This is a genomic window from Embleya sp. NPDC059213 (assembly GCF_042754445.1).
GTDB lineage: Bacteria > Actinomycetota > Actinomycetes > Streptomycetales > Streptomycetaceae > Embleya.
Window position 1 is genome coordinate 1 of record NZ_JBHZAV010000071.1, and the last position, 26,032, is coordinate 26,032.

Genomic DNA, 26,032 nt, shown 5'->3' on the forward strand with positions numbered 1-26,032 from the left:
CGAAGTCACGAGCGAGGGGCCACTTTTTTGTGGAGGAGCCCGCGACGGAACAAAAAAGTGGTGCCTCGCGAGCCGGCGCCGAAGGCGCCCAACAAAAAGCAGCGCCGCATCGCCGAAAGCCACCCCACCCGCTCGCTCCGCTCACGACCCAGGCCCCGGCCCCGAGCCCGGCTCGCGTCTCGAACTTCTCGGCTCGCTCCGCTCGCACCCCAGCCCCACCCCCTCGCTGCCCTCACGACCCCAGCCCAGCTTCCACACCCGACCCACGCCCCAGCCCTCCGACTCGCCGCACTCCCCACCCCGGCCCGCCTGCCGCACCCGACCCACGACTCAGAACCACCCACCACCCTCACGACCCCAACCCAGCTTCCACACCCGACCCGCGCCCCAGCCCCTCCGACTCGCCGCTCTCCCCACCCACCCCCACCCGCCCCCGGATTACCGCACCCCTCCCCCGACGTTGCACCCCCCACCACACAAGATCACCCCCGGCCGCCCACCACGATGAGCGCCCCGACCTCGGGAGACCCAGCGATGACCAGCCACCCCAGCCCGGACGACCTGGATCGGGACGCCGCCGGGTCGTACCTCGAACGCGAGGCCGAGCTGCACGCGCCCTTCCTGGAACAGGCCGCCACGCGCCTGCGCGATCTGGCGCTCCACGGCGACCACACGCTGGCCCGGGTGGATCGCATCCTCGACCTCGGCGGCGGTCCGGGCATCGCCTCCTGCCTGCTGGCCCGCTACTTCCCCAACGCCGACGTGGTCGCCGGCGCGCCCAGCCCGACCCTGCTCGCCCGAGCCGGGGCCCGGGCACGGCGCGAGGGGCTGGGCGACCGGGTCCGTACCCACCGGGTCGACCTGCCCGCCGACCTGCCCGCCCTGGGCAGCGCCGACGTGGTCTGGGCCGGTGACGTCGTGCACCACCTGGGCGACCAGCAGGCAGCCCTGGACGCGCTGGCCCGGGTGCTGCGCACCGGCGGGGTGATCGCGGTCGCCGAACGCAGCCTGGCCCCGCGCTTCCTGCCCCGCGACATCGGCATCGGCCGGCCCGGGCTCCAGGCCCGGTTGGACGCCGCCCACGAGGACTGGTTCGCCGAGTTGCGCGCGTCCCTGCCCGGTGCGCGCGCCGAGGTCGAGGACTGGCCCGCCATGCTGGCCCGCGCCGGCCTGGTGCCCACCGGCTCGCACTCGTTCCTGATCGACCTGCCCTCGCCCTTGGACGCCGCGCCGCGCGAACACCTGTACGCCGAACTGTCGCACCGTCGAGCCCTGTTGGCCGACCGCCTCGACGAGCGTGACCTGGCCACACTGGACGCCCTGCTCGACACCGACGCCGACACCGGCATCCTGTGGCGCCCGGATGCCTTCTACCTCGCCGCCACCACCATCCACACCGCCCGCGCCTGCGCCCGCAGGTGACCTCGTCGGCGGACCCCCGACAGGCGGAAGGGGCACGACCGGCGCCAAGCCGATCGTGCCCCCTGCCCCGCCCGTCGTTTCACCGCACCTGCGACGCCTCCCCCGACCCGACCGCCGCCCGATCACCCAAACCGGAATCCGCTTCCGACCTCGAACCCACACCGTCCTCGACGCTCACGCCGCCACCGTTCGCAACCGGCACCCCCCGCAAGAACCGGGCGCAGTACACCGCCGCGACCATCATCACCACCACCGCCCCGATCGCCGCCGAGTTCATCCCGTCGCAGAACGCCTCCCGAGCCGAGTCCACCAGTGCCCGGCCGGAATCCTCCGGCAGGTGCGCCGCCACCGCCTGCGCGCCGCCGAGCGTCTCCCGGGCCGGCCCGCTCGGCGCCGTATCCGCCATCGCGCGGTGGTAGACCGCGTCGCCGATCGTGCCCAGCAGCGCCATGCCCAGCGCGCCGCCCAGTTCGCTCCCGGACTCCAACACCGCCGAGGCGGACGCGGCGCGGTCGGCCGGCGCGACGCCCATCGCCATCTCGGTCACCTGGGTCATCACCGCGACCACGCCCGCCGCGTACACCGCCGACCCGCCGAGCAGCAGCACCAACGGGGAGTCCGGCCGAGCCCCGGCCAACACCGTGAAGCCGCCCGCGGCGAGCACGAACCCGCCACACATCACCCACACCCTGTCCATCCGCCGGGCCAGCACGGTGGCCACCGGAGTCGCCACCGCCACCGCCCCCGAGGGCACCAGGCTCCACAGCGCGGCCCGCAACGGACTCATCCCGAGCACCGATTGCAGGTACTGCGTCGTGAAGATGGCGAAGCCGACGATCGCGAACATCGACAACACATTGGCCACCACCGACCCGCCGAACGCCCGCATGCGCAGCAGTTCCAGATCCAACAGCGGGTGCGTGGCGGTGAGTTGGCGACGCACGAACAGGGCGCCGACGATCAGCCCGAAGCCGATGCTCAGCACCGGCAGGGTGGCCGCTCCGGAGCGGGCGATCTCCTTGATCCCGCAGACCACCGGCAACAACGTGCCCAGCGACAACACCGCGCCGATCAGATCGAACGGCCCCCGGGCCAGGCCCCGATGGCGCGGCACGAACACCGGAACCAGGAACAGCAGGAACGCCATCGCCGGCACGTTGATCAGGAAGATCGAGCCCCACCAGAAGTGTTCGACGAGCACGCCGGACAGGATCGGCCCGAGCGAGATCCCGCCGGTCATCACGGCCGTCCAGATCGCGATCGCGGTCCCGCGCTGCTTGGGGTCGAGGAACATGGTGCGAATCAGCGCGAGCGTGGACGGCATCAACGCCGCGCCGCCCACGCCCAGCAGCGCCCGGGCCGCGATCAACGTCTCCGCGTTGTGCGCGTACGCGGCCACCAGCGACGCGCCGCCGAACATCGCCGCGCCCACCAGCAGCAGTCGCCGCCGGCCGATCCGGTCGCCGAGCGCACCCATCACGATCAGCAGGCCGGAGAGCACGAATCCGTACATGTCCAGGATCCACAACTGCTGCGTGCCGGTCGGCTCCAACGCGCGGCCGATGAACGGCACCGCGAAGTAGAGGACCGACACGTCCATGCTCACCAACAGCAGCGGCAGCAGCAGTACGGCCAGCCCGACCCACTCCCGCCGCCCTGCCAACGGCACCGCCCCGGGCTGCTCGGATGTCTCGACGGTCGTCACGAAAATCTCCCCCAGTGATGCACCTATACGGCGTACGCGCTGAACGCGTACAGAGTAAGCAGCATCCACAGACGCACGCAACGGCCTTGAATCCAAGGCAGATAAAGCCTTCACCAAGTAGTGCACCAAAACGACTGCACTACCCACCGAGGCCATCCGCACCCTATAGTGCACCCATCACCGCCCTAGTGCACCGGCACCACGAACACGCACCACCGACGCCGGCCCTGCCACCACAACCGCCGGCCCGCCCACCACCCAACGACCCAACCGCCCGGGAGACCTCGATGACCCACCCCACTCCCCCCGCCGCCCCGGCCCCCACCACCCCGGCCATCCCCTCGACCCGGATCGCCGCCGAGCTGCGCCGCCGCATCGAGGCCGGCGAGTTGCGGCCCGGCGACCGGGTCCCCTCCACCCGGGCGATCACCGCCGAATGGGGCGTGGCGATGGCCACCGCGACCAAGGTCCTCACCGCGCTGCGCGAGGCCGGCCTGGTCCGTGCCGTACGCGGCATCGGCACCGTGGTCGCCGAGCGCCCCGGCCACGCCGACCACCCTGGCCGCGCCGACCACCCGAATCACCCGGGCCCCTCGGCCCCCCAGGACCGCCCCCGCCCGCGCGCCGCGACCATCGCCGTACCGCCCGTGCACCCCCCACGCACCGACGCCGAACTCACCCGCGAGCGCGTCGTATCGGCCGCCGTGGCGATCGCCGACGAACGCGGCCTGGCCGCGGTGTCGATGCGCCAGATCGCCGCCGAACTGGGCGTGGCCGCGATGAGCCTGTACCGGCATGTGCCCGGCAAGGAGGACCTGCTCGCGGCGATGGCCGACAGCGTGTTCGGCGAACCGCCCCTCCCGTCGCACGAACAGGTGGGCTGGCGGGTCCGTTTGGAGACCTCGGCCCGGCTCCAGTGGCAGATGTATCGCAGGCACCCGTGGCTGGCCCACGTCATGTCGATGACGCGTCCGCTGCCGACGGTGCGCGGCATGGCGCACGTGGAGTGGGCGATGGCCGAATTCACCGGGCTGCCGCCCAAGGTGATGATGCACATCGCGGTGACGCTGTTGAACTACGTCCGGGGTACCGCCGTCAACATCGCGACCGAGTTCGAGGCGGAGCGGGCCACCGGCATCTCCAGCGACGAGTGGATGCAGGCCCAGGACGCGACGATGGACCTGATTCTGCGCAGCGGCCACTTCCCGATGTACGCCGCCGCGCTGACGGATCCGGAGCTGGAAATGGATCTCGATTCACTGTTCGACTTCGGACTCGAACGCCTGCTGGACGGCATCGCGCCGCTGGTCCCCCCGACCGGGTGAACGGGCCGCACCCGAATGGCGGGACGCGGGCCGCCGACCGGGCGACCACCCCTCAGCCGCGCGGCAGCGTCACCAACTTCAGGAAGAACTCGTCGATGCCCCGCACCGCCGCCAGGAACGACTCCAACTCCACCGGCTTGGTCACGAAGGCGTTGGCGTGCAGGTCGTAGCTGCGCCGCACGTCGTCCGGCGCGGCCGACGTGGTCAGCACCACCACCGGGATCGTCCGCCACCGCTCGTCGGCCTTCATCGCCGACAACAACTCGCGGCCGTCCATCCTGGGCATGTTCAGGTCCAGGATCACCAGGTCCGGCCGAGGGTGGGTGCGCAACCACTCCAGCGCCTCCATGCCGTCCGCGGCCCGGCTCAACGAGTGACCCCGCTCCCGATCGAGCAACGCCTCCTCGATCATCAACGCGTCGCCCGGATCGTCCTCCACCAGCAACACCGTCAACGTTCCTGTCATCGCGGTCCGGCTCATCGCACCACCTTCGGTCACGGCCCCGACCGACCCGCGCCCCGGACCGGCATCACTCGGCGAATTCGGCGCGCTCGCACCACCGACCCACGTCCGAAGGCTAACGCCTCCCGTCCGTCGCACAGGAGTGCCCACCCGACCCGCCCCCGCGTCCTTGACGTCGTCCACGAGATGGCCCATCGTGGTGCGCCGGCCACACTCGGCAATCAGGGGAGTACGCCATGCGGATGAACACGGTCGAGAAGATCGTCGTCGCCAGCCCCCTTCGCCGGGCCCCGCAGGTCTGGTACGAGACGCCGTTGTTGCTGCGCCTGGGTGGCCGGCTCGATCCCGGTGCGCATGCCCTGGAGATCGGCTGCGGCACCGGCCGGGGCATCGACCTGATCCTGAACCGGTTCGGCGCGGCGCGAGTGGACGGCATCGACCTGGACTCCGCCTCGCTGGCCCGGGCGCGCCGGCGCTGGCACGGCAACAGCCGGGTGGCGCTGGTCGAGTGTTCGGCCACCGACCTGCGGGCGGGCCTGGGCGCGGCGGACGCGAGCTACGACGCGGTCTTCGATTTCGCGATCGTGCACCACATCACCGACTGGCGTGCGTGCCTGGCCGAGGTGGGCCGGGTGTTGCGCCCCGGCGGCCGGTTCTACTTCTCCGAGATGACCGCTCGCGCGCTGGCCCGGCCCAGCCTCGCGTTCCTGTTCGACCATCCCACCGAGGATCGCTTCGGCGACCGGGACTTCCTCGACGAACTCCCCCGGCACGGGCTCGACGTGGTCGGCAGCAAGTCCCTGCTGGGCGACTACTTCTTCGGCGTGGCCCGCCGGCGCTGAGCGTCGGGGCCCGCGCGGCTCGCCCGCCCTCGGTCTCGGGTTGCGACGATCAGGGGAACCCCGGCCCCGATCCGCCGCCCCGCGCCGACCCGTTCGCGCCGGCGGCTAGGCTTTTCCGGCCATGCACACACCACATCCCACCTTCACGAGTTTCGTCGCGGTCGGTGACTCCTTCACCGAGGGAATGTCCGACCTCGCCGCCGACGGCAGCTACCGCGGCTGGGCCGACCTGCTCGCGGACCGGTTGTCCGTCGACACGCCGACCCTGCGCTACGCCAACCTCGCCGTGCGCGGGAAGCTGATCCGCCAGATCGCCGACGAACAGATCGACATCGCCGCCGCGCTCGGCGGCGACCTGATCACCCTGGCCGGCGGCCTCAACGACGTGCTGCGCCCGCGCTGCGACGTCGGCGCGGTCTGCGCGGTGTTCGAACAGGCCGCCGCCGAGCTGGCCGCCGGCGGCGGGCATCTGGTGTTGTTCCGCAGCACCGACCCCACTCGCCGACTGCGCTCGTCGGCCCGACTGATGCCCCGGATCGAGCAGTTGGTCGCCTTCGTGGACACCGTCGCCGCGCGGCACGACGCCACCGTGGTCGACCTGTTCACCGTGCGCGCGTTCGACGACCCCCGGATGTGGGCCGACGATCGCCTGCACCTGTCCACCGAGGGGCATCGCCGGGTCGCCGAGGCCACCGCCCAGGCCCTGGGGCTACCCGCCGAATTCGACTGGCGCGCCCCGCTGCCCGCCGCCGCGCCGGCGGCCTGGAGCGATCGCCGGCGCGCCGACGTGCGCTGGGCCAGGACCCATCTGGGCCCGTGGCTCGCCCGCCGGGCCACCGGCCGCTCCTCCGGCGACGGCCGCCCGCCCAAGCGCGCCGATCTCACCCCGTGGCGGTGAACAGGGGCCCGGCCGGGCACACCAGGCAACAAAGGCGCACCCCGGGGGAACACCCCGCGACCCGTGCTGGTTAGGTTTACCTAACTAGCACGGCAGCAGTCGCCCAGTGCAGGTGAGGAGAACCTCCATGGCCGAACGCCCGGTCCGCAAGACCCGCAAATTGATCGACCTCCAGGTGCGCAGCAGCGAGCGGGTCGGCCCACATCTGGTCCGGATCGTCGCCGGTGGCGACGGATACCGACACTTCACCGACAACGGCTTCACGGACGCGTACGTCAAAGTGCTCTTCCCGCTGCCCGGGGTGACCTATCCCGAGCCGTTCGACATGGAGACCATTCGCGCCGAACTCCCGCGCGAGGACTGGCCGCGCACCCGTACCTACACGGTGCGCGCGCACAACCCGAACACCGGCGAGCTGACCATCGACTTCGTCCACCACGGCGACGAGGGCCTGGCCGGTCCGTGGGCGGCGAACGCCCGCCCCGGCGACCCGCTGCGGCTGATCGGCCCCGGCGGTGCCTACGCGCCCGACCCCGAGGCGGACTGGCACCTGTTCATCGGCGACGAGAGCGCGTACCCGGCGATCAGCGCCTCGCTGGAGCGCCTGCCCGCCGCGGCCAAGGCGATCGCGTTTCTGGAGGTGGGCACCTCCGCCGAGGCCCCCACCGGCACGCTGCCGGCCACCCACCCGGGGCTGGATCTGGACCTCACCTGGATCACCCGCGACGCGGGCCCCGGTCTGCTGGAGGCGCTGCGCACGCTCGACTTCCCCACCGGCCGGGTGCACGCGTTCGTGCACGGCGAGGCCGGCGTGGTCAAGGAGTTGCGCCGACACCTGGTCGACGAGCGCGGGGTCGACCGCACCGACATCTCCTTCTCCGGCTACTGGCGCAAGGGCCGCGACGAGGACGGCTTCCAGGCGGACAAGGCCGCCGAGAAGGCGGCCGAACGCGCCGCCGAACAGCGCGCCTGACCCGCATCCGACAAGTCGGCGGCCCGGGACCCGGCAACGGTCCCGGGTCGGCCGGTCGGGTCTCGCGCGGGATCGTTCACCCGTCCGACCGCCGACAATTGCGGCAAACCCCGGAGCAGGCCGAGCCACCCGGGTGAAAGCGTGCGTCGGGCACTACCGCGAGCGACCGGGCCGGCACAGGGTGGGGCGCATGAGACGTCCACCACACGCCCTCCTCGCCATCGCGACCGCCCTCGTCCTCACCGCGGCCGGTGCGGCCGGCGCGCACGCGAGCGACGCCCGGCCCACTCCCGGCGCATCCGGCATCGGCGACCCACTGCTGCCGCTGAGCGGCAACGGCGGCTACCGCGCCGACCACTACACCCTGGACTTCGACTGGCAGGCGCCCGGCACGGCGTTCCCGGCGACCACCACGATCGAGGCCACCGCCACCCAGGCGCTGTCCCGGTTCGACCTCGACTTCGCGGGCAACACGCTGGGCCGGGTCACGGTCGACGGCAGGACCGCGACGGCGACCCGCGAGGGTGACGAGCTGGTGATCACCCCGGCCCGGCCGCTGCGCAAGGGCCGCCCGTTCACGGTGCGGGTCGAGTACATCGCCGATCCCACCCAGCAGCGGCACCGCGACGACGCGATCGAGACGTTCGGCTGGATCCCGACGCCCGACGGCACGGTGATCTACCCGCAGCCCGACGGCGCCAAGATGATCTTCCCGAGCAACGACCATCCCAGCCTGCGGGCCCGGACCACGGTCAACATCACCGCCGCCGACGACCTCGTCGCGCTGTCCAACGGCACCCTCACGCACAAGCGCCGGGCGGCGCCGGGCCGCACCCGCTGGACCTACGACAGCCGGCAGCCGGTGGCCGGCCAGCTCTTCCAACTCGCCGTCGGCAAGTACACGCTGATCGACGGCAAGGCCGCCGACGGCACCCGGCTGCGCGACGCGGTTCCGCCGGACCTGGTCGACCGGGTCGAGCAATACCGCTCGCTGACGCCCCGTCATCTGGCCTGGGTGGAGAGCCGGCTCGGCCCCTATCCGTTCGACAGCTACGGGCTGCTCGTGGCGGACACCGACCTCGGCGTCGCGCTGGAGACCCAGTCGTTGTCCCTGATCCCCAAGGCCGATCTGCTCGGCGACAAGGTCAACGCCGAGCGCAACATGGTGCACGAACTCGTGCACCAGTGGACCGGCGACAGCGTGTCCATGGAGCGCTGGTCCGACCTGTGGCTGAGCGAGGGGCACGCCCGCTACTACGAGCGGGTCTACAGCGAGGAGAACGGCGGCGCCGACATGGAGGCGCTGATGCGCGACGCCTACCGGCAACACGACATCTGGCGCCGGGACACCGGCGCGCCGGCCGAGCCCACCGAGCCCAATCTGTTCAAGCGCATGCGCTACGACGGCTCGGCGCTGGTCCTGTACGCGTTGCGCATCGAGGTCGGCGCGGACACCTTCGCCGCGATCGAACGCGCCTGGACCACCCGCTATCGGGGCCGCGCCGCGAGCACGTCCGACTACATCGAGCTCGCGTCCGAGGTCGCCCATCGCGACCTGGCCCCGTTCCTGAAGCCGTGGCTGTACGGCGCACACACGCCGCCGATGCCCGGCCACCCCGACTGGACCGTCGACCCGGCCTGACCGACCCGAACCACCGACGCGGCGGCCGGGCGCCAGGCCGACCGCCGCGTCGGCAGGTCGCGACCGGGGCTGCCCGCCGAGGCGGAAACGGAAAGCGGCTTGGCCCAGCGCACAACCCGTGATAGAAACTGGAACGAACGTCCCACTTTCTGTTTCTATCGACGGGAATTCCCGTGCGCAACCCCTACCGAGACATCTTCACCGCGCCCGGCGCCAAGGGATTCTCGGCAGCCGGCTTCATCGCCCGCATGCCCATCTCGATGACCGGCATCGGCATCGTCACCATGCTCTCCGAACTGCGCGGCGAGTACGGCCTCGCCGGTGCCGTGGCCGCCACGTTCGCACTGGCCACCGCACTGATCGCACCGCAGATCTCGCGCCTGGTGGACCGCTACGGTCAGAGCCGCGTGCTCGTCCCGGCGACCGCGGTCAGCGTCCTGGCGATGGGCGTACTGCTGCTCTGCGCACGCTACGACGCCCCGTCCTGGACCCTGTTCGCCTGTGCGGTGCCGGCCGGCTGCATGCCCAGCATGGGCGCCATGGTGCGCTCCCGCTGGCTGGTGTTGTACCGCGGCTCCCCGCACCTGCACACCGCGTTCTCGTTCGAGTCCGTCGTGGACGAACTGTGCTTCATCCTCGGCCCGATCATCGCCGTACAGCTCTCCGTCGCGGCGTTCCCCGAGGCCGGCCCGCTGGCCGCGATCGTCTTCTTCACCATCGGCGTGCTGCTGTTCACCATGCAGCGCGGCACCGAGCCTCCGCCCCATCCGCGCGTCGCCGGCAAGAGCACGTCGGTGATGCGCATCCGCGGTCTCCAGGTGCTCGTGGTCACCCTGATCGCGATCGGCGCGATCTTCGGCACCGTGGACGTGGTCACCATCGCGTTCGCCGAGGAACACGGACAACGCGGCTCGGCAAGCTTCGTGCTGGCCACCTACGCGGCCGGCTCCTGCCTGGCCGGCATCGCCTTCGGCGCCTTCAAGTTCGTCTCCCCGCTGCCCCGGATGTTGCTGATCAGCGTCGGCGTCACCGCCGTGACCATCCTGCCGCTGCTGATGGCCGCCAACCTGTTCATGCTCGCCGCCACCGTGTTCGTCGCGGGCATGTCGATCTCGCCCACCATGATCCTGACGGTCAGTCTGGTCGAGCGTCTGGTCCCGCCCGCGCGGCTGACCGAGGGCATGACCTGGATCAGCACCGGGATCGGGATCGGCGTCGCGACCGGCGCCTCGCTGTCCGGCATGGTCGTCGACCACTTCGGGGCCCGGGCGGGCTTCGGCGTGGCCGCCGGCGCGGCCCTGCTCGCCGCCGCGGCGGCCGCCGGTGGATACCGTGTGCTGCGCCGCACCGCGCCGCGCGCGACCGAGACCACCATCGTGCACAGCGCCTCGCCGGCCGACGCCGTCCCCGACCGCGCCCCGTCGGCCGACGTCGCCCCCGTACGAGAAGGTGAATCCCACTGATCGAGGAAGCCGTCGACGGCCGCCGGGCCAAGGGCGAACGTCGCCGCCGAGCGCTGATCGAGGCCACTCTGCGGGTGGTCGAGCGCGACGGGGCCGCCGGGGTCAGCCACCGCACCGTCTCGCGCGAGGCGGGGCTGCCGACCAGCGCCTCCACGTACTACTTCGCCGGCGTCGACGACCTGCTCACCGCGGCACTCACGTCCTGTATGACCGCGGACGCGCTGCACGTGCGCTCGATCACCGCCGCCCCCGGCGACACCCGACGTGCACTGGCCGAACACCTGAACCACATCTGCACCGCGCCCGGCCTGCTGGTCGCCGAGTACGAGCTGTTCCTGCTCGCCGCCCGACGGCCGGAGTTGCGCGAGTCCACCGATCACTGGATGGCCGCGGTCACCGATTTCGCGCGGCGCTTCAGCACCGACCCGGTTCGGGTCCGGGTCTTCGTCGGCGCCCTGGACGGCCTGCTCATCCAGGCCCTGCTCACCGACGCGCCGCCGAGCACCGACGAGTGGGAGGCGATGATCCGCGACCTGCTGCCCGGCCCGTGCCTGGCGCCATCGCCGCCGGAGCAGACCGGGTAGCCGCGACGCGGTCCGGTTGGGCCAGAATCGGGGCATGTCCCGACGCACCGCACGTCCCCGATCGAACGCCGGCACGGCCGTCACCGCCGGCTCGCCGTGCCCCTGCGGCCTGCCCGACACCTACGGCGCGTGTTGCGGCGCCCGGCACGCCGGCTCCCCCGCGCCCACCGCCGAGGCGCTGATGCGCTCGCGCTACAGCGCGTTCGTCGTGCGCGACGCGGCCTATCTGCTGCGCACCTGGCATCCCGACACCCGGCCGGAGCGGCTCGACCTGGACGAGCACACCCGGTGGCTGGGTCTGGAGGTGCTCGCGAGCACCGGCGGCGGGCCGTTTCATCAGGAGGGCACCGTCGAGTTCGTCGCGAGCCATCGCGAACACGGCCACCGGGACTCGCTGCGCGAACACAGCCGCTTCGTCCGCCACGACGGCGCCTGGGTGTACGTCGGCCCGCTGCCTCGCTGAAGGCTTCAGGCGCCGATCAACCGGCTCTCGATCCGCACCGCCGGGGACAGGTCGCGCAGCCGCCGGGTCAGGTCCTCGCCCGCCTCGTGCAGGGCGTCCATCGTCATCGGCGCCAGCCGCTCGAACAGGAACAGCGCCTCGGTGGTGTCCTCGGTGATCCGGGTGCGCACACACTGGCGCCAGTTCCACCGACGGCAGGTGACGCCCTCGTCGTCGCACCACACCACCTCGCCCGGCACGGGGTGGTCGATCGCGGGCACCCCGGCCTCCAGGACCTCGAACGGCTCGGTGCCCTCGGCGCGGAGCAGGCGGGCCGCGCCGCGGTAGCGGGACAGGTCCTCGCCGCCGACCGGCAGCACGTGCCGCACCGAGACCGCGTTGTACAGGTCGACCAGCCGGTTCACCTCGGGCAGCCCGCCGCGCCGCATCAGCGCCTCCACCGAGCAGCGGGTGCGCTGCGGCTTGGCGCCGAAGGCCCGATACGCCTCGCGCCACGCGACCACGTTCGGGTGCTCCTCGGGCGGGGTCTCGGGCAGGGACCGGGTCGCCTCGGCCAGCGCGGCGCGGGAGCCCTCGTCGCTCGGACCGCCCGGCAGGCCGGTGGCGATCAGGGCCAGGACGACCGCGTCGGGGCGCAGCGCGTGCACGGCCGGGTCGATGGTGATGGACGTGAGCACGTTCGGATTCTCCTCCGCGAGCCGGCGGCCCGATCGGGCCGCGGTCCACTACAGTGAACCGCATGGAGCAGAATAATGACCCGTCGGCCGATCCCGGTCAAACCGCGGTCAGTCGCGCGATCGCGGCCAACGTGCGAGCCGCCCGCACCGCGCGCGGCTGGTCCCTGGAGGCGCTCGCGACACGCAGCGGCCTGAGCAAGGGCGCGCTCGTGGGCGTCGAACAGGGCCGCGGCAACCCGGGTGTACTCACCCTGGCCCGGATCGCCGACGCGCTCGGCCTGCCCCTGACCGGCCTGGTCGACCGGGCCCCCGCGCCGCTCGTCGAGGTGGCCCCGGCGGGCGGCGGCACCCGGTTGTGGCAGGGCGAACACGGCGGCCACGGCGACCTGTTGATCGGCAGCGACCCGCCGGTCTCGGCCGAACTGTGGCGCTGGACGCTGGCCCCCGGCGACGCGCACGTCAGTGCGGCGCACGGCGCGGGGGTGCGCGAGCTGGTCACCGTCCTCGACGGCACCCTCACCCTGGAAGTGGCCGGCGAACCCGTCCTGGTCCCCGCGGGCGCCGCCGCCCGCTTCGCCGCCGACCGCCCGCACAGCTATCGCAACGAGGCCCCGAGCCCCACCCGCTTCATCGGCGTCGTGCTCCTGCCCACCCGCCCGGACACCACCGCCCGCGGCGCTACAGCTCGGCCGGACCCCACTCGGTGACGACCAGTTCGTCGCCGACCGCCAACCTGCCGGGGCGCAGCACGGCGAACTTGCCGCCGAAGGCCACCCCGCCCCGGGGCGCGCGCCGGTAGTCGGCGAAGGTGCGCAGCGGCTCCGGCCCCGCCTTGCCGCCGGTCTCCTGGTCCACCATGGTGACCGCGCAACGGATCGCGAGCTTGGCGTAGCCGAGTTCGGCCTCGCCGACCGTGCAGCGGCGGACCCGGTCCTCGGTGTGCGGCTCGACCCAGCCCTCGACCACGACGTTCGGCCGGAAACGGGTCATCGGCAACGGCGCCTCGCCGCGCTCGGCCAGGCGCGCGTCGAGCAGGGCGAGTGAGGTGCGCGAGAGCACGTGCAGCGGCGAGCTGTCCGCGTAGCCGGCGGTGCCCGGGATCGCGCCGTCGGTCACCCGTTCGTGCTCCGGCGGCACCCGGACCAGTCGGCTGTCCGCGCCGAGTGCGTGCGAGAGCCAGTCGGCGGCCGCGTCGCCCTGGTCGATGCCCCGGAAGGCGTTGTCGAACAGCCGCACGTCGCGCCGCGGGCCGGTGGTGTCCACGTCGATGGTCATCGGGTCGGCGCCCGGTCGGTGCAGGGTGAGGCGTTCGCCGGCGGCGTCGATCTCCGGGCGGATCGGCGCCAGTCGCGGATCGCGGCGCTGGCTGCGGAAGACGCCGTCCGCGTCGACCACCATGAAGGCGCGGTCGTGCGCGAGCCCGGCGGGGGTCAGCAGCGCCCGATCGCACGGCGTGCCGGCACAGCCCTTGATCGGATAGCGGATCAGTTCGACGACGGTGGCCATCGGGCGACCCTATCGACGCCGATGCCACCCGCCGGGGCCGGCCCGGGTGGGTACGACGACGCGATCGGGCGCGACGCTCACGCGTCCGCCGGGTGCAGTTCCTTCCAGACCCGCTGCGCGAACACCGTTTCGCCCGCGTAGCGATCGGCGTCGGCGGCGGTGGCGAGCCAGCCGACGATCTCGCCGGGGATGTCGGGCGTGGCCGCGGTGAAGTTGGCCTGGAGGTGGCCGCTGGAGCCGCGGGCCTTCTGCGACTCGGTGAGCACGAAGCCGGGGTCGACGTTGAACGCGCGCAGCCCGCGCTCGCGATACTCCGCGTGCAGGACGCCGGCGACCCGCCCGAACGCGGCCTTGGACGCGGCGTAGCCGACGCCCCAGCCGCCCGCGCCCGCCGGCCCGGGCGGATTCAGTCGGGCCGAGCCCGATGTCATGTTCACCACGTGGCTGCGCGGCTGTTCGAGCAGGTGCGGCAACAGCCGTTGGATCAGCACGAGTTGGTGCAGGTAGTTGCCCACGAGCAGGTTCTGCGCGGCCTCGATCGGCAGGTCGAGGATACGATCCATCGCGCCGGGGCCCTGGTGGATGGCGTTGTTGAAGAGCAGGTCGACCCGGCCCCACGCGTCCAGGGCCGTGTCGCAGGCGTCGAGGATCGAGCCCCGGTCCATCAGGTCCATCCGGATCGGCAGCGCCCGCCGGCCCAGCGCCTCGATCTGCGCGGCAGTCGTCTCCAGGCTGCCGGGGATCGCGAACGTGGTGGGATCCGCCGTGGACGAGGTGGGCCCGCCCCGGCCCTCCCCCTCGCGCACGGTGCGGGCGGTGAGTACCACGTCGTAGCCGGCTCGGGCCAGGGCGATGGCTCCACAACGGCCGATACCGCGGCTGGCTCCGGTGACGAAGGCGACTGGTGTGTGCTGAGGCATGCGCCGACCATGCCGGATTACCTTGACAGAATCCAGTAAATCTTCAGGGGAACTCCGCCCGAACTCGATCCTGCCACCCGCACCGCTCGCGGACGGGGTGCCGCTCTACGCTCCCTTCATGATCAACCCTGTTCGACTCGTCATCTTCGACTGCGACGGCGTCCTGGTGGACAGCGAGCCGATCGCGATCCGCGTGCACGTGGCGTTGGGCGCCGAGCACGGCTGGCCGCTCACCCCGGCCGACGTGATCGAGCGGTTCGTGGGTCGTTCCTCGGTGTCGATCGCGGAGCAGATCGCGGAGCGCGTCGGGGCGGACACCGCCACCGAGTGGACGCGCGGCTTCGAGCGCCTGCATCGGATCGAGGTGGATCGCGCGCTGAGTCCGGTCGACGGCATCGAGTACGCGGTGGACACGCTCGCCGAGCTCGGCCTGCCCACCTGTGTGGCCTCCAGCGGCGGTCACGACAAGATGGCGCACACCCTGGGCCGCACCGGCCTCCACGACCGGTTCGCCGGCCGGATCTTCAGCGCGAGCGAGGTCGCCCACGGCAAGCCCGCGCCCGACGTGTTCCTGCACGCCGCGGCCCGGATGGGGGTGGCCCCCGAGCAGTGCGTCGTGGTCGAGGACAGCGTCAACGGCCTGCTCGCGGCCCGCGCGGCCGGCATGCGTTCGTTCGCCTACGCGACGGACCTGATCGCCACGCACCTGCTGGAGGGGCCGGGCACCACCGTGTTCAAGTCCATGCGCGAGCTGCCGGCCCTGATCACCGACTTCACCGGGCCGGCCGGGACGGCGACCTCGCGATGATCAGCGCGCCGCCTCGGCCTCGGCCTCGTCCGAGGCGGCAACCCGGGTGACCACCTCGATCGCCCGGGCGGCCGGCACGCCCAGCGCCACCAGCGAGGCCACCGCCTGGTCCACGGCGGTCACCCGCACGTCCTCGTTCACCGCCTGGAGCAGTGCCACGCACATCCCCTCCAGCGCCAACGCCAGCACCGGCGCCGGCAGGTAGTCGGCGAACACACCGCTGCGCTGCCCCACGGCGATCAGTTCGATCGAGCGGTCCCGCACCGGAGCCAGCATCGCCGGGATCCCGCCGTCGCCCAGATTGCGCTGGGCGAAGCTGATCAGCAGCCGATATCGATCGCCGCCGCGCCAGGCGGCGAGATCGAAGCGGGCCACCGCCTCCTCGGGCGAGTCCCCGTCCCGCTGGGCGCCCTCGACCGCGCCCAGGATGTCCCGCCGCGCCTCCTCGGCCAGTCCGGCGACCAGCGCCTCCCGGCTGGGGAAGTGGCCGTAGACGGTGCGCCGCACCACACCCGCCGCCCGCGCGATGTCGTCCATCGACGCGTCCGGGTCCCGGATCAGCTCGGTCCGGGCCACCGCCAGGATGCGCTCCCGATTGGACTGCGCGTGGCGCCGGCGCGGCGGCGCGGCGCCCGCCTCCGCGTGGCCGGCCTCGGCCGGAGCCTGTTCGGCTCCCGATTTCGTCTGCATCGCGCATTCCTTCCCGGGGTGACCCGGAGCCTCTCAGAAATCCGCTCCCGGTGGCACCGAACCCTGCGACAAGTGGGCGAATCACCCGATTGACCCGACTCGTTCCAGCATATTTGCACACTGATGTGCAATCAACTAAGTTGCACATCGTTGTGCAATTACTGCGGCTGCGCCGGCCGCCTGCTCCGAAAGGCGTTCCGATGTCCGTATTCGCCACCACGCCGGTCGACCGGATGGATCGGCCGTACTCACGCCGTTGGTGGGCCCTGGGCGTGCTCTGCCTGAGCCTGCTGATCATCGTCATGGCCAACACGTCGCTGATCGTGGCCGCTCCCGACATGACCCGCGACCTGGGCCTGTCCGGCCGCGACCTGCAATGGGTGATCGACGCCTACACCGTGCCGTACGCGGCGTTGATGCTGATCCTGGGCGCGATCGGCGACAAGTACAGCCGGCGCGGCGCGCTGATCACCGGCCTGGTGATCTTCGCGGCCGGCTCGGTCGGCGGCTCGCTGGTGGACTCCACCTCAGGCGTGATCATCGCCCGCGCGGTGATGGGTCTGGGGGCCGCGGTGATCATGCCCGCGACGTTGTCCCTGCTGGTCGCCTCCTTCCCGCGCAGCGAGCGGGCCAAGGCGATCACCGCGTGGACGGCGACCTCGGGCCTGGCGATCGCGCTCGGCCCGCTGCTGGCAGGGTGGTTGTTGGAGAGCCACGCGTGGGGTTCCACGTTCCTGATCAACGTGCCGATCGCGCTGATCGCCGTGATCGCCGCACTGTTCGTGGTCCCGCCGTCGAAGGCGCACGACTACGGCCGACTCGACCTGGTCGGCGGCGCGCTGTCGATCGCGACGCTGGGCTCGCTGGTGTACGCGATCATCGAGGGTCCGCACTTCGGCTGGGGCACGGGTCCGGTGACCGCGCTGGTCGTGTTCGTCCTCGGGCTGGCCGCGTTCGTCGCCTGGGAACTGCGGCACCCGCGCCCGATCTTCGACCTGCGCAAGTTCGGCGAGCGGGTGTTCTCCGGCTCGATGCTCGCCGTACTGCTGTTCTTCCTGGGCACCTTCGGCGCGATCTACTTCCTCACCCAGCACCTGCAGTTCGTGCTCGGCTACACGCCACTGGAGACCGGCGTGCGGCTGCTGCCGTTGGCCGGTGCGGTGTGCCTGGGCGCGATCGCCACCGGGCAACTCACCCCGCGGCTGGGCATGCGGGTGACGGTGACCACCGGCATGGCGCTGGGCACGACCGGCGTGCTGCTGATGACGCGCGTCTCGGACGGCTCCGGCTACGGCGACTTCCTGGCCCCGTTGCTGCTGCTCGGCGTCGCGATCGGGCTGAGCGTGTCGCCGTGCACCGAGGCGATCATGGGTTCGTTCCCGGAGAACGAACTGGGCGCGGGCGGCGGCGTCAACGACACCGCGGTCGAGTTGGGCGGCGCACTGGGCATCGCGATCCTGGGCTCGGTGCTGGCCACCTCGTACGAGTCCGAACTGACCAAGGCCGTCGACGGCAAGCTGCCGCCGGCCGCGATGGACGTCGCGAAGGACTCGATCGGCGGCGCGCTCGCCGCGGCCGAGCAGGTCGGCCAGGTCGCGGGTCCGCAGCAGGCACACGCGCTGGTCCAGGCCGCCGACCACGCGTTCACCCAGGCGGTCGCACACACCAGCCTGATCGGCGGGATCGTGCTCGCCGCGGGCACGATCCTGGTCGGCCTGATCCTGCCGAACCGCGCCCGCACCCAGGCCGCGCGCGCGGACACGTCGGAGCCGGGCGCGGGCGCCGCCGCGGCGGAGCGGCAGAAGGAGCCGGTGGGCTGAGCTCGCCGCACGGCGGACGGGCGGTCGACCTCGCGTCGACCGCCCGTCGGCGTTCTCCGGCCCTCGCGCGTGCCCCGCCGGCCGGGTCAGCCCCTGGGCAGGGTCCGTACCGCGCGCCCCACCCACGCCTCGAAGCGCTGCCACTCGACGACTTCCGAACCGGTCCTCGGCTCCGGCCAATCGAGCAGCGCGTCGCCCGCGTCGAGCAGATCCCAATAGGGATGGTGCTCCTCGGTCCGGCCGGACGCCTTCGCGTACGCGGACAGGAACTCCTCCGCGACGGCCACCCCGTGGCTCAGTGCGAGATTGAGCCGAAACCGCGCCAGGTCGATGCCGCGCGGACCGACGCACCCGGTGGTCCAGTCCACGACGCCGACGATCCGCTCGTCCAGCCACAGGAGTTGCTCGGCGTGGAAGTCGCGGTGGATGAAGCCCGGTGCGGCGTGCGGGGGTTCCTCGGCCAGCGCGACGAACATCCGCTGCCACACGTGCGGGCGTGTGGTCCAGGTCGGCACGGTCCGCGCACCGTCGACCGCCGGGTCGTAGTACGGCGCGTACGCCACCGGATCGGCGGCGGCCGGATCCACCGCGTGCACGGTCGCCAACAACTCGGCCGCGCCCGACAGCAGTACGGCCGGATCGCTCGGCGGCTCGGGCGTGCCCGGCAGCCGCGTGGTCAGCAGCGCCGGGGCCGGACCGACCAACCGAGCCGCGATCAACTCCGGTGCGGGCACCGCGGTATCGGCAAGCAGACGCAACACCCGCGCCTCCTGCTCGGGCCGGTACCACGGGTCGGTGGCCAGCCGCTCGGCATGGTGAAACACCCGCAGAACCAGGTCGCCAACGGCGTAGAGCCGGTTGGCCCCCACCCCCATGGGCTCGACCGGGACGTCGCCCACGAGTTCACGCAACCAGGCAAGGGTCTCCCCATCGGGCATCGACACGGACGGCACTCCTCTTCCTCTTTCCTGTTCCGCTTCCTCGGACACGCCTGCTCCGCTCTCCCGCCGCGTCGCTACCCGGACAGTACGTCGGATCCGGAATCGCACACACCGCGTCGCCCCGGCGCGTGGCCGGTGCCGCCCCGGCCGACCGGCGCGACGGATCAGCGGACGTCGGCGGTTCCGCTCGAACCGAGGCCGGGCGGCGCCCTCCTCGTCTACTCCACCCGTACCGTGCGGCCTTCTCGGCGGGATACCACGCAGGCTTCGGCCACGGCCTGGGCGGCGAGGGCGGCGGGAGCGGGGCAGGGGTTGTCGATGCGGCCGGCGGCCAGGGCGACGAAGGCGGCGAGTTCCGCGCGGTACGCGTCGGCGAAGCGGGTCAGGAAATCGCCCTCGGTGACGCCGCCGCACGCGTGCGTGCCGTGTGTGCCCGCCAGTTCGAGGCGTACGTCGTATCCCGGCTCGTGCCGGCGGCCCGCGTGCGCCGTGCCGAGGGTGCCGTCCGCGAGCCGGAAGAGCACCGCCGAAACGTCGACGTCGTCGTGCTCGCGGAAGACCGCCGCGCCGCGGTTCGCGCCGATGGCGGTCACCTCCACGATCGGCAGGCCGGTGACCCACGGCACGATGTCGAAGTCGTGGATGTGCGTGTCCCGGTAGATGCCACCCGAGGTCGGCACGAACTCCGGCGGCGGCGGCCGGCGGTCCACGCTCACCGCGTGCACCCGAGTCAGCGTGCCGAGCGCGCCCGCGCGCACCACCTCGCGCGCGGCGAGGTACATCGGATCGAACCGACGCTGGAAACCGACCTGGAGCTCCGCCCCGCGTGCCCGTACGTACTCGACCGCCTCGCGCGCGACCGTCGGGTCGAGCGCGATCGGCTTCTCGCACAGGATCGGCAGCCGCGCGTCCGCCGCCCGGCGCAGCAGCTCCACATGCACCGCCGTCGGTGCCGCGATCACGACCGCGTCGACCCGGCCGTACACCTCGGTCGACCGGGCCGCCTCGGCCCCGGACCGCGCGGCGAACTCCTCGGCCCGCCCGTGGTCCGCGTCCGCGACCACAACCTGCTCGACCTCCGCCATCCCACCCAGCGCCCGGGCGTGAAACGCCCCGATCCGCCCGACCCCAAGCACGCCGACCCGCATTGTTCCCCTTTCCGACATCCGATCCCGTCGACCCTCCCATCGGGGCGGTCCCACCCGACACCCGGCCCCGCCGCCGATGCCCCGGTGCCCCCGAGGCGTCCACCGACGAGTGACACCGGGCAGGGCCGACCGGGTGGCGCCCCCGGACACACCCACCACCGTGCACGAGTAGCTCACGGAGAGCGGGTAGTCGTGGACGAATGACGATCTCCCGACGCTCGCTGTTGCGCACCACACCGATCGCGCTCGCCCTGATCGCCGTGCCCGGCGCCCGGAACGCCTCCGCCGCCGGACCCCGTCCCGGCAACGACGCCGGCAACGCAGCCGGTACGGTCGCAGGCACCGCCGACGGCACCGCCGGCGACCCGAACACCGTTCCCTTCCAGGGCCGGCCGCCGCTGCCGGTCGCCGTCCCGACCGGCATCGGGCCCGGTTGGGCGGCCGAAATCCCGGCCGAGACAAGCCAGTTGTTGCTGGTCGTCGGCAACAGCCCGGACGGCGACCGCGCCACGGCCTCGTTCTGGACCCGCGACGCAAGCGGTTGGCGCACCGAAGGCCCCCTGCCCGCACGCAACGGGCGGCTCGGCTGGACGCCCGACCACCACGAGGGCGATCTCCGCTCGCCGATCGGCGTCTTCACCCTCACCGACGCGGGCGGCCTGCAACCCGACCCCGGCACCCGGCTGTCCTACGACCGGTCGGACGACTTCGCCGTCGAGGGCACCGGATTCGCCGGAGAGCCGCTCGCCGGCACCTTTGACCAGGTGATCGCGATCGACTACAACCGGGTCCCCGGCACCTCGCCCCTGGACCCCACCCGCCCGCGCGGCGAGGACCTCGGCGGCGGCATCTGGCTGCACATCGACCACGGCGGGCCCACCCACGGTTGTGTGACGCTGCCCGCCGAGGCCCTGCCGGTGCTGTTGCGTGCGCTGGATCCGGCGGCGCACCCGATCGTGGTGATGGGCGACGTGTCGACCCTGGCGCTGGGCGGCCCCGCTTCCTGATGCCGCCGCAGGACTCTTACCCTGTGCGGGTGACCTCCGCCAAGCTTCGTCCGCTGCCCCCCGAAGTGGCCGTCCTCCTGGATCAACTCACGCCCTGTCCACGCCTGGTCGAACACCTGCGCATCGTGCACGACGTCGCCCACCGACTGTGCGACTGGGTCGCGGCGAGCCACCCGGAGCTGGTCTTCGACCGCGACGCGGTGCTGTTCGGCGCCGCCACCCACGACATCGGCAAAACCCTGCACCCGGCGGAGATGGCCGGGCCCGGTTCGTGCCACGAGCAGGCCGGCTACGACCTGCTGACCGCCCACGGCGTGCCGCCCGCCCGGGCCCGCTTCGCCCGCACCCACGCGGCGTGGGATCCGAGCGATCCGGACGAACTGCTCGTGAGCCTGGCCGACAAGGCGTGGAAGGGCAAGCGGGACGTCGCCCTGGAACAGGCCCTGACCGCGCTGCTCGCGACCGCCTCCGGACGCCCCCAATGGGAGACCTTCCAGGGCCTCGACGACTTCCTGACCACGATCGACGTGGACACACTGCTGCTCTGAACCACCGTCCGCACCACTCGCCGCGGCACAACCACCGGCACCCGACGTCGGCGCCCACCACGGCTCAGCGCGGCAACCTGCGCCACACCCGCCGCGGCAGCACCCGCATGCCCGCGAACACCGGCTGCAGTACGGCCGGCACCCACACCTCGCCCTTCCCGCGCAACAACGCCCGGATCGTCGCGTCCGCCACCTGGTCCGGGGTGCTGGACAGGGGTGCCGGCGACATGCCCTCGGTCATCCGGCCCACCACGAAGCCGGGCCGGACCAACAGCAGGCGCACCCCGCTGCCCGCGAGCGCGTCGGCCAGGCCGCTCGCGAAGCCGTCCAGCCCCGCCTTGGCCGAGCCGTACACGTAGTTCGCGCGCCGCACCCGCACGCCCGCCACCGACGAGAACACGATCAACCGACCGTGCCCCTGCGCCCGCAACACGGTGGCCAGGTGGGTCAGGACGCTCACGTGCGCCGTGTAGTCGGTGTGCACGACGGCGACCGCATGGGTGGCGTCCAGCTCGGCCCGGCGCTGATCGCCGAGGATGCCGAACGCGGTGACCACGACGTCCAGCGGGCCGTGCCGGGCGATCACCTCGTCCAGCATCGGCCGATGCCCCACCAGGTCGTCGGCGTCGAACTCGATCCGGTCCACGTGCCGGGCACCGGCCCTGCGCAGCAGCGCCTCCTCGTCGTCGAGGTCGTGGCTGCGGCGCGCCGCCAACACGATGGTGCGCGCCCCGCGCGCGGCCAGCCGCTCGGCGACCGCCAGTCCGATCTCGCTGCGGCCCCCGAGGACCAATACGGTTCCACTCACCCGCACAGTCTGCCGGATCCGGCCGGCAGGCCCGCTACCCACGATCCGCCCGGACTCAATAGCCTTGCCTTCGTGACGGTGAACACGAATGCGGCTACCACCCCCGGGACCACGACGGCGGGCACGCGCGCGAACCCGGACGAGTACCGGGACGGCCGCCGGATCGTGCTGCGGGCGCCGGATTCCGTCGAGCACGCGGTCGAGCCGGTGCATACGATCCTGGCCGAGCTGGTTCTGGGCGGCGCCGCGCTCGGTTGGGTCACCCCGCCGCCGCGTGCCGAGGTGGCCGCGCTGCTCACCGATCTGGCCGAGGCCCAGCGCGCCGGCAACGCGTCGGTGCGGTTCGCCTACGCGGGCGAGGATCTGCTCGGGTTCGGCTACTGGCGCCGGTACACCCGGCCCACCCACCGCCCGAACGCCGATCTGGAGAAGCTCGCGGTGGCCCGGTCCGCGCACGGTCGCGGCATCGGCCGATTGCTCACCGCGGCGCTGATCGAGGACGCCCGCGCCGAGGCGATCGAGATCCTCACCCTCGACGCCCGCGGCGACAACGCGAACGCGTTGCACCTTTACCGTTCGCTCGGATTCGTCGAATACGGTCGGCTGCACGACTTCGTGGCGATCGGCTCGGCCCGCTACGACAAGGTCTTCTGTTCCCTGGACCTGCGGACACCCGGCGCGTGACCGGGTGGCGTGGGACGGCCGGCCGGCGATGGCGCGGCATGCGGACCGGGTCCGGGGTGGATGTCGATCGGCGCCGGCCGGGCGACCCGACGCCGGGCGGCGCGCAGGCGCTTCGAGCGGACCCGCGGTTGGCCGCGTGGATGGACGGGCTGGCCGATTTCGCGACCGGCGTCGAGGTGACCCTGCCGGCGGACGACGACCTGGTCGCGGTGCTTTCGGAGTTGGCCGTCCCGCACGAGGACGTCAACGAACTGATGGCGACCCGGGCGATGTTGCTCGCCGATCCCGAACTGCGCGAGGTGTTCGAACGGGCCGTCCGGGCGTTGGTCGCGGGCATCGGCACGGTCGAACAGCACCTGGAGGTCCCGCCGTTGCCGGCCGCATCGGGCCCGGTCGGGCGCTGGTTCCACGTGTTCGTGTTCATCGCGGCACGCCCGTTCGTGCTGGCCTACCATCACTCGCTCGGCATCCCCGTCGAGGTCTCCCGCCGCACCCTCGGCGACCTCGGCCGGCACCTCGCGGTGCACCGGCGGCGGCGCGGCACCGGTGGGTTGCTCGCGCTGCACTGGCCCAAACTGCACTTTCGCGGTGAGCTGTATCAGCTCGGCCGACTGCAGTTCCAACGCTCGTTCCTGTGGGAGCGGGCCGCGACCAGCGCTGTCGAACTCGGTCTGGCCTACCGGCCGCAGGATCCCGCGCTCGCGTTGCACATCCCGGACTTCCACGGGCCGCTGACTCCGGCGGCCTGTGACGATTCGTTGCGTGCGGCCCGTGAGTTCTTCCCGCGTCACTTCCCGACCGAGCGCTACCGGGCGGCGGTGTGCGGTTCGTGGCTGCTGGATCCGCAACTGCGCGAATACCTGCCGGAGCACTCCAACATCGTCCGCTTCCAGCGCCGCTTCCACCTGCCCACCGAGTCGGCCGAGCGCACCACCGACGACACCGCCGCGATCGGCTTCGTCTTCGGCGACCCGGACCTGTCGCCGGAATCCCTCCCTCGCGACACCTCCCTGCAACGGGCGATCGGCGACCACCTGCGCGCCGGCCGACACTGGCACGTCCGCACCGGCTGGTTCGAACTCTGAGCCCGCCGCCGGGCGTTCGGTCGATGGGTCTTCGATCCGGCATCACATCATCGTCACGGCCCCCGAACCCACCCACCGGCCGGCCCCGCCCGGGACGAACCCGGGACGCGACACGGCCGTTCCGCCCCGGTCAGCGTGTGGCAGCGGCCCGCGCGGCCTCGTAGGCGGCATGGGTTTCCCGATCGAAAAGCACGAAGCGGACTTCGTCGAGGGTGGTTTCGGTGTCGAGCACCGTTTCGATCGCGATCGCGGCGGCCTGTTCGAGGGGCCATCCGTGCGAGCCGGTGGAGATCGCCGGGAAGGCGATCGTGGTGGCACCCGATTCCTCGGCCACGCGCAGCGATTCACGATGGCAGGAGGCCAACAGGGCCGGGCCGTCATCGTCTTCGCCGTGGACCGGGCCGACCGTGTGGATCACCCATCGAGCAGGCAGCGCGCCGGCCGTGGTCGCCACCGCCTCGCCGGTCGGCAGGCCGGCCGGACCGTAGGTCGAGGCGATCAGCTCCTGGCACGCCTCGAAGACGGCCGGTCCGCCGCGCCGGTGCACGGCCCCGTCCACCCCACCACCGCCCAACAGCGAGGCGTTGGCGGCGGTGACGACCGCGTCCACGTGCTGGTCGGTGAGGTCGCCCAGGACGAGCGTGAGATCCGTCATGGGCTCATCATGCCGCTTCCGGGAGCACCTGCGACCGCTCGGGCGCCGGCGGGGAATTCGCCGGCGGGGCAGGTGGGTCGTGGGTGAGGATGCCGGGATGACGAACGATCTTCGGCGCCGGTTCGCGGCGTATGAGTGGGAGTCGATCACGGTCGGCGCGTCCGGGGCGGGCGTGCATCGGCTGTGCCGGCGGGGCGAGGAGTTCTACCTCAAGATCGGGACGCCCAGCGCGCACCCGGATTCCGGATTCCATCTCGCCGCCGAGGTGGCTCGCGGGCTGTGGGCGGCCCAGCAGGGGATCCCCGTCGCGGAGATCCTCGACCACGACGTCGAGGCGCCGGGCGGCGGCTGGTTGTTGACACGCGCCGTGCCCGGCCGCTCGGCGGCCGAGCCGTGGCCGGTCGATCGACGTGACGCGGTCGTCGACGCGCTCGCCGACATGGCTCGCGCCCTGCACGAACTCCCGGTCGAGGAATGCCCGTTCGACCGCGGCCTCGCGGTCACCGTGCCCGCCGCCGAACAGGCGCTCGCGGCCGGCCTGGTCGACCTCGACGACCTGGACGAGGACCGCGTCGGACGCACCGAGGCCGAACTCCTGGCCGAACTGGTCGCGACCACACCGGCCGACGAGGACCCGGTCGTCGGCCACGGCGACTACTGCCCGCCCAACATCCTGCTCGACCCGCAAACCCTGCGGGTGACCGGCCTGATCGACCTCGGCCGGCTGGGCCGCACGGACCGCCACGCGGACCCGGCCCTGCTCACCCGCAGCCTCCTCGACGACGACAACGCGCAGTACTCCCCCGCCCACGCGGCCCGCTTCCTGACCCGCTACGACCCACCGGGCGCCCTCGACCCCGAGCGCCTGAAGTTCTATCGCCTGCTCGACGAATTCTGCTGAACACGCATCGGGCGAAGACCGGTTCGATCCCCGGCCCGGCCCGGGGAGAGCGCG

Annotated in this window: 27 protein-coding genes; 17 read left to right on the forward strand and 10 right to left on the reverse strand. The window is 72.5% G+C overall.

Annotated features, from left to right (window positions below; genetic code table 11):
* Window positions 1-534: 534 nt before the first annotated feature.
* Complete coding sequence (locus ACFXMF_RS25070; RefSeq protein WP_360320619.1) at window positions 535-1,422, forward strand: class I SAM-dependent methyltransferase; 888 nt, start codon at window positions 535-537, stop codon at window positions 1,420-1,422.
* Window positions 1,423-1,501: 79 nt separating this feature from the next.
* Here ACFXMF_RS25070 and ACFXMF_RS25075 read toward each other — a convergent pair whose 3' ends face one another.
* The gene (locus ACFXMF_RS25075; RefSeq protein ID WP_379992073.1) at window positions 1,502-3,127 is read right to left on the reverse strand and encodes an MFS transporter; all 1,626 of its coding nucleotides are present in this window, start codon (window positions 3,125-3,127) and stop codon (window positions 1,502-1,504) included.
* 287 nt (window positions 3,128-3,414) lie between these two features.
* Here ACFXMF_RS25075 and ACFXMF_RS25080 point away from each other — a divergent pair, with 287 nt between their 5' ends.
* The gene (locus ACFXMF_RS25080) at window positions 3,415-4,452 is read left to right on the forward strand and encodes a TetR/AcrR family transcriptional regulator C-terminal domain-containing protein (protein ID WP_379992072.1); all 1,038 of its coding nucleotides are present in this window, start codon (window positions 3,415-3,417) and stop codon (window positions 4,450-4,452) included.
* A 52-nt stretch (window positions 4,453-4,504) separates the two neighbouring features.
* Here the strand turns inward: ACFXMF_RS25080 and ACFXMF_RS25085 are convergent, their stop codons facing one another.
* A complete protein-coding gene (locus tag ACFXMF_RS25085; protein ID WP_379992071.1) occupies window positions 4,505-4,933 on the reverse strand; it encodes a response regulator in 429 nt (142 codons plus the stop codon).
* Between the two features lie 218 nt (window positions 4,934-5,151).
* Between ACFXMF_RS25085 and ACFXMF_RS25090 the strand changes: the two genes are divergently transcribed.
* The 7 genes from ACFXMF_RS25090 to ACFXMF_RS25120 all read left to right on the forward strand — a co-directional run bounded on the left by ACFXMF_RS25090 (window position 5,152) and on the right by ACFXMF_RS25120 (window position 11,780).
* Window positions 5,152-5,757: a class I SAM-dependent methyltransferase gene (locus tag ACFXMF_RS25090; protein ID WP_360320607.1), complete on the forward strand. Its 606-nt coding sequence runs from the start codon at window positions 5,152-5,154 to the stop codon at window positions 5,755-5,757.
* A gap of 121 nt (window positions 5,758-5,878) precedes the next feature.
* Window positions 5,879-6,655, forward strand: a complete 777-nt coding sequence (locus ACFXMF_RS25095; RefSeq protein WP_379992070.1) for an SGNH/GDSL hydrolase family protein — start codon at window positions 5,879-5,881, stop codon at window positions 6,653-6,655.
* 127 nt (window positions 6,656-6,782) lie between these two features.
* A complete protein-coding gene (locus tag ACFXMF_RS25100) occupies window positions 6,783-7,628 on the forward strand; it encodes a siderophore-interacting protein (protein WP_360320601.1) in 846 nt (281 codons plus the stop codon).
* Between the two features lie 190 nt (window positions 7,629-7,818).
* Window positions 7,819-9,270 (forward strand): M1 family metallopeptidase, encoded by a 1,452-nt coding sequence (locus ACFXMF_RS25105; protein WP_360320598.1) that lies wholly within the window; start codon window positions 7,819-7,821, stop codon window positions 9,268-9,270.
* A gap of 173 nt (window positions 9,271-9,443) precedes the next feature.
* Entirely contained in the window at window positions 9,444-10,733 is a 1,290-nt protein-coding gene (locus tag ACFXMF_RS25110; RefSeq protein ID WP_360320595.1) for an MFS transporter, read from the forward strand.
* Window positions 10,734-10,807: 74 nt separating this feature from the next.
* A complete protein-coding gene (locus tag ACFXMF_RS25115) occupies window positions 10,808-11,317 on the forward strand; it encodes a TetR family transcriptional regulator (RefSeq protein ID WP_360320592.1) in 510 nt (169 codons plus the stop codon).
* A 34-nt stretch (window positions 11,318-11,351) separates the two neighbouring features.
* A complete protein-coding gene (locus tag ACFXMF_RS25120) occupies window positions 11,352-11,780 on the forward strand; it encodes a YchJ family protein (protein ID WP_360320589.1) in 429 nt (142 codons plus the stop codon).
* Window positions 11,781-11,785: 5 nt separating this feature from the next.
* On the opposite strand, the gene ACFXMF_RS25125 is transcribed toward ACFXMF_RS25120, so the two are convergent.
* The gene (locus ACFXMF_RS25125; protein ID WP_360320586.1) at window positions 11,786-12,457 is read right to left on the reverse strand and encodes a phenylalanine--tRNA ligase beta subunit-related protein; all 672 of its coding nucleotides are present in this window, start codon (window positions 12,455-12,457) and stop codon (window positions 11,786-11,788) included.
* 62 nt (window positions 12,458-12,519) lie between these two features.
* Between ACFXMF_RS25125 and ACFXMF_RS25130 the strand changes: the two genes are divergently transcribed.
* Window positions 12,520-13,164, forward strand: coding sequence for a helix-turn-helix domain-containing protein (locus tag ACFXMF_RS25130; RefSeq protein WP_360320583.1), 645 nt, complete (start codon window positions 12,520-12,522; stop codon window positions 13,162-13,164).
* Here ACFXMF_RS25130 and ACFXMF_RS25135 read toward each other — a convergent pair.
* Together ACFXMF_RS25135 and ACFXMF_RS25140 are read right to left on the reverse strand one after the other, a co-directional pair.
* Window positions 13,136-13,963 (reverse strand): MOSC domain-containing protein, encoded by an 828-nt coding sequence (locus tag ACFXMF_RS25135; RefSeq protein WP_379990251.1) that lies wholly within the window; start codon window positions 13,961-13,963, stop codon window positions 13,136-13,138. The genes ACFXMF_RS25130 and ACFXMF_RS25135 overlap by 29 nt on opposite strands.
* Window positions 13,964-14,040: 77 nt before the next feature.
* The gene (locus ACFXMF_RS25140; RefSeq protein ID WP_360320577.1) at window positions 14,041-14,883 is read right to left on the reverse strand and encodes an SDR family oxidoreductase; all 843 of its coding nucleotides are present in this window, start codon (window positions 14,881-14,883) and stop codon (window positions 14,041-14,043) included.
* A gap of 118 nt (window positions 14,884-15,001) precedes the next feature.
* Between ACFXMF_RS25140 and ACFXMF_RS25145 the strand changes: the two genes are divergently transcribed.
* Complete coding sequence (locus ACFXMF_RS25145; protein WP_379990250.1) at window positions 15,002-15,691, forward strand: HAD family hydrolase; 690 nt, start codon at window positions 15,002-15,004, stop codon at window positions 15,689-15,691.
* Here the strand turns inward: ACFXMF_RS25145 and ACFXMF_RS25150 are convergent, their stop codons facing one another.
* The gene (locus tag ACFXMF_RS25150) at window positions 15,692-16,381 is read right to left on the reverse strand and encodes a TetR/AcrR family transcriptional regulator (RefSeq protein WP_379990249.1); all 690 of its coding nucleotides are present in this window, start codon (window positions 16,379-16,381) and stop codon (window positions 15,692-15,694) included. It lies immediately after the preceding gene.
* A gap of 200 nt (window positions 16,382-16,581) precedes the next feature.
* Between ACFXMF_RS25150 and ACFXMF_RS25155 the strand changes: the two genes are divergently transcribed.
* Complete coding sequence (locus ACFXMF_RS25155) at window positions 16,582-18,201, forward strand: MFS transporter (RefSeq protein WP_360320568.1); 1,620 nt, start codon at window positions 16,582-16,584, stop codon at window positions 18,199-18,201.
* A gap of 86 nt (window positions 18,202-18,287) precedes the next feature.
* Here the strand turns inward: ACFXMF_RS25155 and ACFXMF_RS25160 are convergent, their stop codons facing one another.
* Together ACFXMF_RS25160 and ACFXMF_RS25165 are read right to left on the reverse strand one after the other, a co-directional pair.
* Window positions 18,288-19,139: a phosphotransferase gene (locus ACFXMF_RS25160; RefSeq protein WP_360320640.1), complete on the reverse strand. Its 852-nt coding sequence runs from the start codon at window positions 19,137-19,139 to the stop codon at window positions 18,288-18,290.
* 221 nt (window positions 19,140-19,360) lie between these two features.
* Complete coding sequence (locus ACFXMF_RS25165; RefSeq protein ID WP_380020785.1) at window positions 19,361-20,308, reverse strand: Gfo/Idh/MocA family oxidoreductase; 948 nt, start codon at window positions 20,306-20,308, stop codon at window positions 19,361-19,363.
* A gap of 182 nt (window positions 20,309-20,490) precedes the next feature.
* Here ACFXMF_RS25165 and ACFXMF_RS25170 point away from each other — a divergent pair, with 182 nt between their 5' ends.
* Window positions 20,491-21,297, forward strand: a complete 807-nt coding sequence (locus ACFXMF_RS25170) for a hypothetical protein (RefSeq protein ID WP_360320562.1) — start codon at window positions 20,491-20,493, stop codon at window positions 21,295-21,297.
* Window positions 21,298-21,320: 23 nt separating this feature from the next.
* On the forward strand, window positions 21,321-21,845 hold the full coding sequence (locus ACFXMF_RS25175; protein ID WP_379990247.1) for an HD domain-containing protein: 525 nt from the start codon (window positions 21,321-21,323) through the stop codon (window positions 21,843-21,845).
* Between the two features lie 64 nt (window positions 21,846-21,909).
* Here the strand turns inward: ACFXMF_RS25175 and ACFXMF_RS25180 are convergent, their stop codons facing one another.
* A complete protein-coding gene (locus ACFXMF_RS25180; RefSeq protein WP_360320556.1) occupies window positions 21,910-22,653 on the reverse strand; it encodes an SDR family NAD(P)-dependent oxidoreductase in 744 nt (247 codons plus the stop codon).
* Window positions 22,654-22,725: 72 nt separating this feature from the next.
* Here ACFXMF_RS25180 and ACFXMF_RS25185 point away from each other — a divergent pair, with 72 nt between their 5' ends.
* Both ACFXMF_RS25185 and ACFXMF_RS25190 read left to right on the forward strand, forming a co-directional pair.
* Window positions 22,726-23,337: a GNAT family N-acetyltransferase gene (locus ACFXMF_RS25185; RefSeq protein ID WP_379990246.1), complete on the forward strand. Its 612-nt coding sequence runs from the start codon at window positions 22,726-22,728 to the stop codon at window positions 23,335-23,337.
* A 140-nt stretch (window positions 23,338-23,477) separates the two neighbouring features.
* The gene (locus tag ACFXMF_RS25190; RefSeq protein WP_379990253.1) at window positions 23,478-24,422 is read left to right on the forward strand and encodes an acyltransferase domain-containing protein; all 945 of its coding nucleotides are present in this window, start codon (window positions 23,478-23,480) and stop codon (window positions 24,420-24,422) included.
* A 130-nt stretch (window positions 24,423-24,552) separates the two neighbouring features.
* Here ACFXMF_RS25190 and ACFXMF_RS25195 read toward each other — a convergent pair whose 3' ends face one another.
* Window positions 24,553-25,077, reverse strand: a complete 525-nt coding sequence (locus ACFXMF_RS25195; RefSeq protein ID WP_360320553.1) for an O-acetyl-ADP-ribose deacetylase — start codon at window positions 25,075-25,077, stop codon at window positions 24,553-24,555.
* 97 nt (window positions 25,078-25,174) lie between these two features.
* Here ACFXMF_RS25195 and ACFXMF_RS25200 point away from each other — a divergent pair, with 97 nt between their 5' ends.
* The gene (locus ACFXMF_RS25200) at window positions 25,175-25,978 is read left to right on the forward strand and encodes an APH(3') family aminoglycoside O-phosphotransferase (protein WP_380017848.1); all 804 of its coding nucleotides are present in this window, start codon (window positions 25,175-25,177) and stop codon (window positions 25,976-25,978) included.
* The last annotated feature ends 54 nt before the right edge of the window (window positions 25,979-26,032 follow it).

Excerpts from the sequence above, each read along its gene's own strand:
- ACFXMF_RS25070 (WP_360320619.1), top strand. The coding sequence starts at position 535 with ATGACCAGCCACCCCAGCCCGGACGACCTGGATCGGGACGCCGCCGGG.
- ACFXMF_RS25080 (WP_379992072.1), top strand. The coding sequence starts at position 3,415 with ATGACCCACCCCACTCCCCCCGCCGCCCCGGCCCCCACCACCCCGGCC.
- ACFXMF_RS25085 (WP_379992071.1), bottom strand. The coding sequence starts at position 4,933 with ATGAGCCGGACCGCGATGACAGGAACGTTGACGGTGTTGCTGGTGGAG.
- ACFXMF_RS25090 (WP_360320607.1), top strand. The coding sequence starts at position 5,152 with ATGCGGATGAACACGGTCGAGAAGATCGTCGTCGCCAGCCCCCTTCGC.
- ACFXMF_RS25095 (WP_379992070.1), top strand. The coding sequence starts at position 5,879 with ATGCACACACCACATCCCACCTTCACGAGTTTCGTCGCGGTCGGTGAC.
- ACFXMF_RS25100 (WP_360320601.1), top strand. The coding sequence starts at position 6,783 with ATGGCCGAACGCCCGGTCCGCAAGACCCGCAAATTGATCGACCTCCAG.
- ACFXMF_RS25105 (WP_360320598.1), top strand. The coding sequence starts at position 7,819 with ATGAGACGTCCACCACACGCCCTCCTCGCCATCGCGACCGCCCTCGTC.
- ACFXMF_RS25120 (WP_360320589.1), top strand. The coding sequence starts at position 11,352 with ATGTCCCGACGCACCGCACGTCCCCGATCGAACGCCGGCACGGCCGTC.
- ACFXMF_RS25130 (WP_360320583.1), top strand. The coding sequence starts at position 12,520 with ATGGAGCAGAATAATGACCCGTCGGCCGATCCCGGTCAAACCGCGGTC.
- ACFXMF_RS25135 (WP_379990251.1), bottom strand. The coding sequence starts at position 13,963 with ATGGCCACCGTCGTCGAACTGATCCGCTATCCGATCAAGGGCTGTGCC.
- ACFXMF_RS25140 (WP_360320577.1), bottom strand. The coding sequence starts at position 14,883 with ATGCCTCAGCACACACCAGTCGCCTTCGTCACCGGAGCCAGCCGCGGT.
- ACFXMF_RS25145 (WP_379990250.1), top strand. The coding sequence starts at position 15,002 with ATGATCAACCCTGTTCGACTCGTCATCTTCGACTGCGACGGCGTCCTG.
- ACFXMF_RS25150 (WP_379990249.1), bottom strand. The coding sequence starts at position 16,381 with ATGCAGACGAAATCGGGAGCCGAACAGGCTCCGGCCGAGGCCGGCCAC.
- ACFXMF_RS25155 (WP_360320568.1), top strand. The coding sequence starts at position 16,582 with ATGTCCGTATTCGCCACCACGCCGGTCGACCGGATGGATCGGCCGTAC.
- ACFXMF_RS25160 (WP_360320640.1), bottom strand. The coding sequence starts at position 19,139 with ATGCCCGATGGGGAGACCCTTGCCTGGTTGCGTGAACTCGTGGGCGAC.
- ACFXMF_RS25165 (WP_380020785.1), bottom strand. The coding sequence starts at position 20,308 with ATGTCGGAAAGGGGAACAATGCGGGTCGGCGTGCTTGGGGTCGGGCGG.
- ACFXMF_RS25170 (WP_360320562.1), top strand. The coding sequence starts at position 20,491 with ATGACGATCTCCCGACGCTCGCTGTTGCGCACCACACCGATCGCGCTC.
- ACFXMF_RS25190 (WP_379990253.1), top strand. The coding sequence starts at position 23,478 with ATGGACGGGCTGGCCGATTTCGCGACCGGCGTCGAGGTGACCCTGCCG.
- ACFXMF_RS25195 (WP_360320553.1), bottom strand. The coding sequence starts at position 25,077 with ATGACGGATCTCACGCTCGTCCTGGGCGACCTCACCGACCAGCACGTG.
- ACFXMF_RS25200 (WP_380017848.1), top strand. The coding sequence starts at position 25,175 with ATGACGAACGATCTTCGGCGCCGGTTCGCGGCGTATGAGTGGGAGTCG.